At 62.7% G+C, this 7,979-nt stretch carries 5 protein-coding genes; 1 reads left to right on the top strand and 4 read right to left on the bottom strand.

Annotated elements, in window-relative coordinates; all coding sequences use genetic code 11:
• The 4 genes from AC1D00_RS16740 to AC1D00_RS16725 form a co-directional block, all read right to left on the bottom strand.
• Positions 1–943 (bottom strand): transglutaminase-like cysteine peptidase (locus tag AC1D00_RS16740; protein WP_477011438.1); only part of this gene is annotated, 943 nt, incomplete at its 3' end.
• 216 nt (positions 944–1,159) lie between these two features.
• Positions 1,160–2,410, bottom strand: coding sequence for an HlyD family type I secretion periplasmic adaptor subunit (locus AC1D00_RS16735; RefSeq protein WP_135179467.1), 1,251 nt, complete (start codon positions 2,408–2,410; stop codon positions 1,160–1,162).
• The gene (locus tag AC1D00_RS16730) at positions 2,400–4,649 is read right to left on the bottom strand and encodes a type I secretion system permease/ATPase (RefSeq protein ID WP_135179466.1); all 2,250 of its coding nucleotides are present in this window, start codon (positions 4,647–4,649) and stop codon (positions 2,400–2,402) included. Before AC1D00_RS16730 ends, AC1D00_RS16735 begins: the two co-directional genes overlap by 11 nt.
• A gap of 197 nt (positions 4,650–4,846) precedes the next feature.
• Entirely contained in the window at positions 4,847–6,565 is a 1,719-nt protein-coding gene (locus tag AC1D00_RS16725) for a TolC family outer membrane protein (RefSeq protein WP_135179465.1), read from the bottom strand.
• A gap of 593 nt (positions 6,566–7,158) precedes the next feature.
• Between AC1D00_RS16725 and AC1D00_RS16720 the strand changes: the two genes are divergently transcribed.
• Positions 7,159–7,479: a hypothetical protein gene (locus tag AC1D00_RS16720; RefSeq protein ID WP_135179464.1), complete on the top strand. Its 321-nt coding sequence runs from the start codon at positions 7,159–7,161 to the stop codon at positions 7,477–7,479.
• Positions 7,480–7,979: the final 500 nt, after the last annotated feature.

The following is a 7,979-nucleotide window of genomic DNA, read 5'->3' as shown; positions in this document are numbered from 1 at the left end:
CCGCGGGTCCGGATAGCTGGCGCTGAGCGTAGGGTGCGGCGAACAAGTGGACGCCGGCGTGGTCGATGGCGAACAGCGGGGCCAGGTTCGTCGCCCCCGAATCCTCGATCAGCTCGGAGCGCCGGTTGTCCAGCACGAGCCACTGCCCGTCGAGGCGCGCGGCGAGCACGGCGTGGTCCTGCCGCACGGCGCGGTCACGGACGAGCATGAGCCGGAGATCCTCGCGCGGAAATCCGGCTTCGCGCAGTGCGACGTATTTTGCGATCGCATAGTCTTCGCAATCACCCTTTGCCGTCGCGAAGGTCTCCAGCGGCGAGCTCCAGCGATCGGCCTCGCCATGCTGCGCATAGTCGCTCACGTAGCGGACGACCATGTTGACCGCGCGGTTGGCCTCATCGAGTCTTGCGCGTCCCGATTTCGATTTGACGGCGCCGATCAATCGCAGGAACTGGGCGGCGTTCGAGGGGCAGTTGCCGGCGTCGGTCTGGCAGCCTCTCAGTGTCTCTGCATCCCTCGCCAGCCGGGTCTCGAGGCCCCGCCATTTCTGCCACAACAGGCCTTCGGGCGCGCGGAAGGTGAAGAGGCCAAACGGCTCGTCGCCTTTCGCCGGCGCGGGCCTCGGCTCAGGGGCCGCGTCGGTCGCGATGTTGGAAGGCGTCAGCGCCGCAAGGCGGACTGCATTCGGCCCGCGGCCGCGCATGGCATCGAGCTTCGCCAGCACGTCGTTGATGCGGAAGAACGTCGCGGGTGCCCGCGCTGCTGCGTCAATGCCGGGTGCGAGAGTTTCCTGAGCGTGCTGAGCCAAGACGTCCTGAGCCGGGACGTCCTGAGCCGAGGCGTCATCGGCCCGGACAGGCGATGTCGCGCTGGCAACGATCAATGCGGCCAGCGCTGCGCCAAGCGCGCACAGGCCTTTCCGCTGCAATTCCCAATGCAGTGTCATAGACGACGTCCCCTGCGCCGGGAGCGTCGTCAACGTCTATCGCGTCGATCCACGCCCCGATCCTGTTGTCGGATCGAGACTGAGGTCTGCGACGCTTAGGCGAGGTTAAATCAGGGGGAGGGCGGCGGTCTTGTCGCAAAGGCGGTCAATCCCGCGCTTCGAGGGATCGGCAAATTGTCGCCGCGACCTTTGCGCTCTGTTAACCTTGGCGAAGCCTCAACGCTCGCGCAGGGCTTCGTCGCGCAGTGTGCGGGCCGGCCTCACCAGATAATCGAGAACCGACTTCTCGCCGGTCAGCACCTCGACCGTCGCGACCATGCCGGGAATGATCGGGAGCGGCTTCTGCTCCGTGCCCAGGTGGTTCTTCTCTGTCCGCACCATGACGCGGTAGAAGCTCTCCTGGCGCTCCGGCGTCTTCTCGCCCTTGTCGTCGACGATCGTGTCGGCGCTGATCCGCTCGACCTTGCCCTTCAGCGAGCCATAGACCGAGGAATCGTAGGCCGAGATCTTCACCACCGCGTCCTGGCCGGGCCGGATGAAGGCGATGTCCTGCGGCTTGATGCGACCTTCGACCAGCAGTGTGTCGTCGAGGGGAACGATGTCCATCACGTTGGCGCCGGGCTGCACGACCGCCCCCACCGTGGTCACGTTCAGCTTGTTGACGATGCCGTGCACGGGTGCCTTGAGGTCGGTTCGCCGGACCCGGTCCTGCGCTGATTTGATATTTTCATCGAGCACGGCCAGATCGCCCTTGGACTTCGCAAGATCTTCGTCCGCCTGGGAGCGGAAGGAGGAGATCGTGCTCGCGATCTTGGATTGGGCCTCCGCGAGTTGTCCTCGCATCTCGGTCGCCTGGCGGTCGAGCCGCAACATCTCGATTTCCGGCACCACCTTTTGCTCGTACAGCTTGCGCGTCAACGCCAGCTCCCGATCCAGCAGTTTGAGTGTGCCGCCGAGCCGGGCCACCTGCTGGTTCAGGACGTCGACATCCTGCGCCAGTTTCTGCGCGCGCATCTTGAACACACTGCTTTCCGTGGCCACGGCCGACGGCACCACCTGGTCAAGCTGATCGGGAAAGATCAGCTCGCCCTTTCCCCTGGCTTCGGCCTCAAGTCTGGTGACACGGGCCGCCATCGCAGCCCGCCGTTCCCTGATCTCGCCGAATTCGGATGCAAACTTCGTATCGTCGATGCGCATCAGGGATTGGCCCTGCTGGACGATCGATCCCTCCTGGACGAGGATATCGCCGACGATCCCGCCTTCGAGCGACTGCACCACTTGCATTTGGCGCGCGGGTACAACGCGGCCATTTCCTCGCTTGACCTCGTCCAGCACGGCGAAATGAGCCCAGACCAGGAACGTGGCGAGCAGGGCAAGGGATGCGACAAGCAGCATGCGGGAGGTCCGCGGCGCGCGAAGCGCGGCGGCGGCCCGAACATCGTTGGCAAACGCGAAATCAGACGACATTGGTTCTGGCCATGGGTGAGGCGGGTTGCTCGGCAGCCGCCGGGTTCTGGCTCGGCGTCGATGGCGCCGGCTTGCCCTGCAGGAGCGCGAGAACCTTGTCGCGGGGGCCGTCGGCAATCAGCCGGCCGTTGTCGAACAGCAGCAGGCGGTCGACCATATTCAGCAGTGAGAGGCGATGCGTCGAGATCAGAATGGTGATCTGCTCTTCGCGCAGCGCCCTCAGGCGCTCGAGAAATTCGGCTTCGCTGCGAATGTCGAAATGGGCGGTCGGTTCGTCCAGAAACAATATCCGCGGCTTCCTGATGAGCACCCGCGCAAGGCCGATCGCCTGCTTCTGGCCGCCTGAGAGGCTCCGGCCGCCTTCCGAAATGGGCATGTCGTAGCCCATGGGATGGCCCGCGATGAACGTCTCGACGCCCGCCAGGCGTGCGGCGGCCAGCACTTCCTCGTCGGTTGCCTCGGGTTTGCCCAGTGCGATGTTGTCGCGCAGCTTTCCGAAGAAGAGCTCGGTGTCCTGCATCGCAAAGCCAACCCCGGACCGCAGGTCGGACGGATCGTATTGCCGCGAATCGACACCATCGACGAGGATACGGCCCTCCTGCGCCTCATAGAAGCCGAGCAGAAGGCGCCCCACAGTCGTCTTGCCGGATCCGATGCGTCCGATGATGCCGACCTTCTCGCCGCCTTCGATCTTGAAGGATACCTTGTCGAGGGCCTTGCCGGGCGCATTGGGGTAAGTGAAGCTGACGCCGTCGAAAGCGATCGCGCCTTCACGGATTTGTCGCGAGACATAGGCACGCGTAGGGGATCGCTCGCGCTCCAGCGACATGATGCGATCGATGGCCTTCAACGAGCTCAGCGTCTGCGTTCCGCGCGTGATCACCGACGCGATCCCCGCGATCGGTGCCAGAACGCGCCCCGCCAGCATGTTTGCCGCCACCAGCGCTCCGACCGTGAGCTTGCCGTCGAGTATGAGGAATACGCCGACGACGATCAGGGCGAGGCTGGTGAGCTGTTGGGCCGTATTGGCGCTCGTCAGCGCGAGCGAGGCCCAGAAATGGACGTCCTCGCCCGAGCGGGCCGTTGCTGCGACGGATCGCTCCCAGGCCGTTTGCATGCGGGCTTCGGCGCCGGTCGCGCGTATCGTCTCGAGGCCGGACAGCGACTCGACCAGCACGCCATGACGTGCCGCAGCTTCAGCCTGCTGGCGTTTCATGGCCCGGTCCAGCGGGCGCTGCAGCGCCACGCCGATCAGGAGCATGACCGGCAACATCACCAGCGGTATCCAGGCCAGCGGCCCGGCGATCACAAAGAGGATCCCGACAAACAGCATGGCAAACAGCAGATCCGTCGCGGACACGACGCTGCCGGACGTGAAGAACTCGCGCACTGAATCGAAGTCGCGCAACTGATTGGCGAGGATGCCCACCGAAGCGGGGCGCTGCGCCATCTTCACGCCCATCACGTGCTCGAAAATGTTGGCAGCGAGGATGACGTCGATCGTCTTGCCGGTGACATCGATCATGCGGCTGCGAACCGTCCGGAAGATGAAGTCGAACGCAATCGCGAGCCCCATTCCGATCGACAGGGCAATCAGCGAAGGAAGCGCGCCATTGGGGACGACGCGGTCGTAGACGCTCATGGTGAAGAGGGGCGTCGCCAGCGCGAGCATATTTATCAGGAAGGCTGCAAGCGCGATGTGACCGTAGCTGCGCCAATGCAACTTGACCACCGACCAGAACCAATGGCTTCGCGGCAGATCGCCTGCAGCGACGGCGCGTGCGTTGCTCTCGACCGCCGCCCTGACGAAGAATGCGTATCCGGTGTAGTCGGCCGAGATGGCCTGGATCGCGTGAAGCTCGGGGAGACCGGCCGTCAGGGACGGATTGAGGACTTTGACATTGCTTCCGGATTTGTCGAATTCCAGCAGGATCAGCGTCGTCCCATTCTTCATGATAAGGACGGCCGGCAGCACCAGCGCGGGGATATCGGCAATGTCGCGTTTGACGGCTTCGGTCTGGAGGCCCGCGCGCTGAGCTGCACGATCATAGAGGGGAACCGACAACCGACCATCGAGGATCGGCAGGCCGCCTAGCAGTGCCTCGCGGCTAACGGCACGGCCGTGGTACGACGCCAGGTAAATGAGCGATGATGCAAGTGGGTCGTCGCTTTCGGGACGACCTGTCGCTTGCTTCGGTTCAGACGCAACGGCTCGCTCCGCAACGGGGTGGCCATGCATGCGCGTTGACTCGGATGCTCGAAACAACAAATGCGAATGTCCAAAATGAAATGATGCGGAGCGAAAAGCGAACCGTCATTCCAGCATAGCGGAAAACGCACGGAATCATTTGGTAAATCGGCAAAAGCACAACTAAAGGTTAATCTTCGAACCGCCTTTCGCCGATCACGGACCCGACTGTACTCGCGGAACTGGCACTATCTCTGAGCTGGCTCGAATGCCGTCGCCAGCCAGTGCGGCTTTCTATCGGCCGCGTACGCGGTAACGGGAGAGGTGTGCAGTATGACCGGATCGCCGGTGCTTCGCTGCTGCGTGATCCATTCGGATGCTCCCAGCAGGGTCGGCTGATTGGAACGCGACGGCCATCGATCCTTGAACGCCTCAGGTTCGGGCGCTTCGCTCGCGTAGCCCAGACGGGCGGTAACCCGTTCCGGTGCAGGCACCGGGACGTTCAGCGGCTCGGAGCCGGTCTGGGGCAGCTTCACGCGGAGCGTCGGCGCCCTGTAGTCGGGCGTTGCGAAGATCCCAAGATCCATCGGCGCTGCATCGACGGGCGGCGGAGCTTTCAAATATTCGAGCAACGTGCCCATGGCGGCCAAAAGTTGATAGTCGGCGAACACCACGACGCCGCGAGCCGAAGTCAACGAAACCAACGTGTTAAAATACTGGTTCTGGGCATTCAAAAGGTCGATCAGCGAACGCTGGCCAAGCTCATATTCCTTCTGGAATGCCGCAATCGTCTTGCGATCAGCCTCGAGTTGCCGCGTCAGCGCGGCGATTCGTGTCACGGTGACCGTCCGCGCTGCCCAGGCCTTGTCGATGGATTCGATTGCATCGCGCTGAAGGCGTGCATGCCGCGCAGTACTTTCGACGTAGCGCTCGGACATCTCCGACCGTCGCCAGACATCCTGACCGCCGCGGAAGACATCCCAGGACATGACAACCTTGCCGCTGTAGTCGTCGTGCGTAACGCCAAGATAGGGGTACGTATTGTCGTTGTGTGTCGCACGGCCCTCGAGCGAGAAGGTCGGAACAAAAGCGCCGTCCGTCACGCGAAATGCATGCTTTGCCGCGTCGGCGTCGGCCTGCGCGGCCTGAATGGTCGGGTTGAACCGTACCGTGGTTGCAAGGGCCTCGTCGCGGGTCGTCGGCAAGCCGCCCAGCGGTCCCGGGAAGCGAAGATTGATGGGCTCAAGTCCGACGACCTTGCGGAACTTGGCGCGGGACTCTTCCAGGCTCCGGCGGAATTCGGCGAGCGCCGCGCGGGCATTTTCGACCCGTTCGCGGGCCTGTTCGAGATCGCCTTCACCGGCGCGTCCGCCGGAAAAGCGCGTGTTGACGTTGGCGAATATCTTCTCGTGGGTGACGACGTTCTGCTCGCTGAGCGTGACCAGTCGCAGATAGCGCACGACGTCGACATAGGCTTCCGCTGCGTCCAGAGCGATCAATTCGGTACGCTCGCGAACGCGGAAAGCCGCTGCGTTGACGCGCGCCGTCTGCCGCCAGATGTCGTGAATCGAGGCGAAGCCGTCGAACAAGACCTGCCGGACGACGACGGATTCCTGCGATCCGTTTCGCCATGAGCCGCTTCCGGCGACCGGGACGGGCAGGGCGGTGCCGGTTAACACGGCAGCGCTCTGGTCGAATTTTTCGGGACCCCAGCGCGCTTCTACGCGCACCTGCGGAAGCAGCGTGCTCTGGGTCTGGCGAAGCTCGCTCTCGGTTGCGCGGCGGTTGGCCGACGCTTCACCGACCCCGGGATTGGTGCGGACGGCCTGTTTCAACGCGTCATTGATCGAGAACGGTTCGGCGGACGCGCCGCCGCACGGAACCAGTGCAAATGCTGTGAAAACGAGAATGTGCTTGAGCAATTTTACCTCCGCCCGTTTCCGGAATTCGGTCGCGGGGTCCCCCATGAAATTGCCCGAAGTCTCTCAAGGACTGCAGCGACAAGCTAGGCACAATGCGGGAAAATTGAGCAAATGTACGGGGTTGTCGCATTTATGCCACGTCGGAGGCATAACACAGGTGCAATAATACCCCTCTTTTCGGATGAGGAGCGGCGCCGACCTCTGGCGCGGTCAGGTTTCCCCCCGTGCCGTTTTACCTCTCAGGTTGTTGTCGATCCACGATGCCGCATGAGGTGCTGTTCCGCCGACCGACGATTCTGTGCTGGGGAACAGAAACCGGGCTTCGGGCTCAACCCATCGTCCGAATGAGCCCGCCGAGCGTTAGCGCTGCTTCGTCCGTCGGTTCCGCGGCCCCCGTGGTGTGGCGGAAAGCGCCCATATGAGTGCCGACCACCGTCCGGTATCAGCCGTCTGGTTGAAACAGCGCGGTGCCTGCCGAGCGCTCTCCGGCTGTCGAGGCTGCACGCTCTTGAGGGGGAGGAATGCGCGCTTTTTGCTTGCGTCCGGCAAGGCACCTAGATGATTGTGACGGAAGCGTGAACGAATGTACGCAGGCGTGACGTGGTGATTTCTTTCCGTTTATATTCTTCGGATTTCCGATGCGTACTCTGCTTATTATTCTCGGCATTTGGCTGCTCATCAATGTTCTCTTCGTCGTGATCATGATCCCTCCGCGGAAGTCGCGGAGGCCGACTGGCGAGAGAGGACAGAGCGGGCTGTCACCCGCATTGATCAATCCGAATAGCCAGCTGGAAGAGGACGAGGGTTTTTCGCTTCGTCATGCAATCATTGCAATCGCGATCGGCACCTTCTTTTCTCTGAGCCCGCCGTTGCTGCAAGCTTACGATGCGATCGCGGCATTCATCAGAAAGCTCCGCCGAGGGAAGGGGTCCACCGTGAAGACGTCGGACGACGAATAATTCCCGAATTCCATTCCATTCGAGGATCCGTGCCGAGCATGCGGAAATTCGGCAGATCCCTCCTCTGGCTAAATCGGAGCGCGGTCACTTCTCTCCCCGGACCGGCATACAAGAGGGGTGGTCAGGACCTCCCGCCACGCCGCATGATCCCAACGGTCGCCCGATCGCCATCGCTCGGGAGCAGCAAATGCCGTTTGGTTGGCGTCTCTTTGGCGTCGATCAAACGCCGGCTGCATCGCCGCACAATGAAGCAACTTCAGAGCGGCGTGTTTGGATGGGGGAAGCGCCCGACGAAAATGGGAGCGTCGTAACTTGTTGGAATCACGTATAAAAACGGGTACTGAGAATTGAGACGGAGCACTTCACCCGCTCCAATCTCCATTGCGTCCCGTACGAGTTGACCGGGGCGCCCGTTCTGTCAAAGAAGGGCGTCACATCGACGGCCACGAATGCGCGGACCGCCCCGCCAATGGGTACCAGGAGATCGGGATAGCAATGAC

This window comes from Bradyrhizobium sp. P2_E8 (assembly GCF_056403875.1).
The sequence above is the reverse complement of the archived record's forward strand: the minus strand, read 5'-3'. Positions and strand labels throughout refer to the sequence as shown.